This is a genomic window from Massilimicrobiota sp. An105 (assembly GCF_002161155.1).
In the GTDB taxonomy this organism is placed as follows: Bacteria; Bacillota_I; Bacilli_A; order Erysipelotrichales; family Coprobacillaceae; genus Allocoprobacillus; species Allocoprobacillus merdigallinarum.
The window spans coordinates 1-3,368 of sequence record NZ_NFLY01000082.1 but is presented as its reverse complement, the minus strand read 5'-3'; the positions used below and the strand labels follow the sequence as shown (position 1 = coordinate 3,368).

Sequence of the window (3,368 nt, the reverse complement as noted above, 5' to 3'; positions counted from 1 at the left end):
CCATTATAATCGGAAAGGTGATTGTTTTGTATAACTTTTCTCTCTCTACCCGCATAGCAGGTAGTTTTTTGTTTCGTACATTTCATGTACTCAACTGACTAAAGTCAAAAGCATTAAATCAAAAAGCGAGTCATTCAACTCGCTTATCTTGATTTTTCTTCAATTTGTTTTAAGACCATATCTACAAATTCATCTAATGATACAGTAATCTGTTTTTGTTCACCATATTGACGATAAGTCACAGTTCTTTCATCTCTTTCTTTATCACCTAAGACTAGCTGATATGGAATCTTCTTCATCTGTGCTTCACGAATACGATAACCTAATTTTTCTTCACGATCATCTAATTCCACACGAATTCCTTTGTCTTCTAGAAGTTTATAGACTTCTTTTGAATATTCTAAATGATATTCATTTTTAACTGGAATCACTTTGACTTGTGTTGGTGCTAACCATAATGGGAATGCCCCTGCAAAGTGTTCAATCAAAATACCAATAAATCTTTCAATAGAACCAAAGATCACACGATGTAACATAACTGGTCTCACTTTTTCACCATTATGATCCACATATGTTAAATCAAATCTTTCTGGTAAGTTCATATCTAATTGGATTGTTCCACATTGCCAAACTCTTCCTAAAGAATCTCTGACATGGAAGTCAAGTTTTGGACCATAGAAAGCCCCATCTCCAGGATTGACTTTAAAGTCTTTTCCAGCTGCCTGACATGCTGCTGCTAAGGCTGCTTCACTCTTTTCCCAGATTTCTAAATCTCCAATATATTTTTCTTCTGGACGAGTTGATAATTCAATATCATATGGTAAGCCTAAATTAGAATAAACACGATCAATAAATGAAATCAAACGTACAACTTCACTTTCAATCTGATCAGGTGTCATAAAGATATGTGCATCGTCCTGTGTAAAAGTACGTACTCTAAATAAACCATTTAAAGCACCACTGGCTTCATGTCTATGCACTTGTCCAAGTTCTCCCATACGAAGTGGTAAATCTTTATAAGAATGTAAACCATTTTTATAAACAAGCATACTTCCTGGACAGTTCATTGGTTTAATCGCAAATTCACGCTCATCAATTTCACTTGTATACATATTTTCTTTATAGTTATCCCAATGTCCTGAAGTTTCCCATAACTCTCTTGACATCATGATTGGTGTTTTAATGAACTGATATCCTTCTTTGGCATGTTCTTCATACCAGTATTGTTCTAATGTATTTCTTAATAACATCCCATGTGGTAAGAAAAATGGCATACCTGGTGCATATTCACTCATCATAAATAAATCAAGTTCTCTTCCTAATTTTTTATGATCTCTTTTTTTAGCTTCTTCTAAAAAGTCTAAATGTTCCTGTAACTCTTCAGCTGTTGGGAAACAAACACCATAAATTCTTTGTAGAACTTTATTGTTTTTATCACCTTTCCAGTAAGCTCCAGAATGTTTTAATAATTTAAAATTCTTACATAATTTGACAGTTTCTACATGTGGACCTCTACATAAATCGACGAAGTCTCCTTGACGATAACATGTAATATGTCCATCTTCTAAACCTTGAATTAAATCTAACTTATAAGGATCATCTTTAAACATGTCTAAAGCTTCTTCCTTAGAAATGTCTTCTCTGATAATTCTTTTTCCATCTTTACAGATTTTCTTCATTTCTTTTTCAATTTTAGGTAAATCATCATCAGTAATCACCTGATCACCTAAATCAATATCATAGTAGAATCCTTCGCTCACAACTGGTCCAACCCAGAATTTAGCTTGAGGATATAAATGCTTAACTGCCTGTGCCATCACATGTGCACATGAATGATTTAAAGTATTTAAAGCTTCTTCATTAATAAAATCTCTCATTATTTCTTTCCTCCTATCCAAAATCTTAAAATATCATCATATTGATTTTCAAAAACACCACCACATTTTTCAATGGTCTTTCTTGAAGCCACATTATCTTGATGACAAGTGATTAATACGGGTTCAATTTCCCATTGTTGACAAAATTGAAGTGCCTGTTTCAACATATCTGTCGCATATCCCTGCCTACGATAATCGGGATGAATGGAATAGCCAATATGTCCACCATGTTTGAATAAAGCCTCATTTAAGCAATGACGGATATGAATACAACCAATCACTTGATTATTGACAACATATAAAAACTCTGTCCCTGGAACAAAACCATCTTCTAATTCAATGCCTAAATGATTCTTCTTTTCTCTTGAAATCCATTCCTGATAACTTGAACAGCTTTCAAAAGAACCTGCACCATTGACACCAAAAGGATTATGATCATCTTTCATAGCTTGAATCAATGCTTTCATTGATTCTTCATGATGATAATCAGGAAATTCTAAATGTCCTTTTTCCATATCTGCCCCCCCTTAATAAAAAAGAGATTTCATCCAAAGGACGAAATCTCGTGGTACCACCTTTATTCATTATCTATCAGATAACCTCAAAACTTTAACGCAGTTCTACGACAATCTCTTTCGAGTGTAGCCTATTAGGGAGTATTTCTATAAGCTATCAAAGATTTTCACCAACCATCTTTTCTCTAAACAATCACTTATAAAAACATATCCTAAATCATTGCTTGTAAAGTTATTTTACATCATTATTCTCATTTGTCAAGATATCTGTATCTTTTGTTTTTTTCATTTCATAATATTCAATAATTTCTGCAAATCCATAGATGATTAATGAAAGCAAAAAGGAGATAAAACAAGACCACAACATCATCAGCATGGATTCTACTCCCATTAGCTCTCCAGTATTTAAATAAGATGTATTCATCGCTATTGTATATCCTTGTTGTAAGATACTCCCAACTAAGAAAATATATGCACATACTTTTAAAATTTTAGATACTTTATAAGTCACGTTTTGTACCCCCCCCCTGTCATTTTTTGAGTTTATAAAATATTCTTATTTTCATATAATTTCACTATATAGCTACAGCCATAAATCAATAATGACACAATGAATGCAAAGACAATATCTTTTGAAAAACTGAATAAATTTTCAATTGACAATATATATTGTAATCGAAAAATGAGTGATTTCATTGTATAGAAAATCATAAATAAATAGGAACAAATCTTCAGTTTATCTCCTGCTTGATGAAACATATTTCAGCATACCTTTCTCTTTATTTCTTTTCTATATTTAAAATATCATATTTTTGTGTATAAAATATGAAAAAATCTCTAAAATGTAAATTTTACATAAAATCTAACCCTAGATAAATGTTGGTAACTATATTTAAAATATATTGATTATATGGTCTTAAATGAAAATTCAGTTGTAAAGTCACTATATCTTAGCTCACACATGGAGTTCATGATC

The 3,368-nt window shown here is 31.7% G+C and carries 3 protein-coding genes; all 3 read right to left on the bottom strand.

The window, feature by feature from the left end:
* Window positions 1-143: 143 nt before the first annotated feature.
* On the bottom strand, window positions 144-1,877 hold the full coding sequence (thrS, locus tag B5E48_RS13155) for a threonine--tRNA ligase (protein WP_087305580.1): 1,734 nt from the start codon (window positions 1,875-1,877) through the stop codon (window positions 144-146).
* Window positions 1,877-2,392, bottom strand: a complete 516-nt coding sequence (locus tag B5E48_RS13150) for a GNAT family N-acetyltransferase (protein WP_087305578.1) — start codon at window positions 2,390-2,392, stop codon at window positions 1,877-1,879. The genes thrS and B5E48_RS13150 overlap by 1 nt, the downstream gene beginning before the upstream one ends.
* Window positions 2,393-2,624: 232 nt before the next feature.
* The gene (locus B5E48_RS13145) at window positions 2,625-2,903 is read right to left on the bottom strand and encodes a hypothetical protein (protein ID WP_087243336.1); all 279 of its coding nucleotides are present in this window, start codon (window positions 2,901-2,903) and stop codon (window positions 2,625-2,627) included.
* Window positions 2,904-3,368 lie beyond the last annotated feature (465 nt).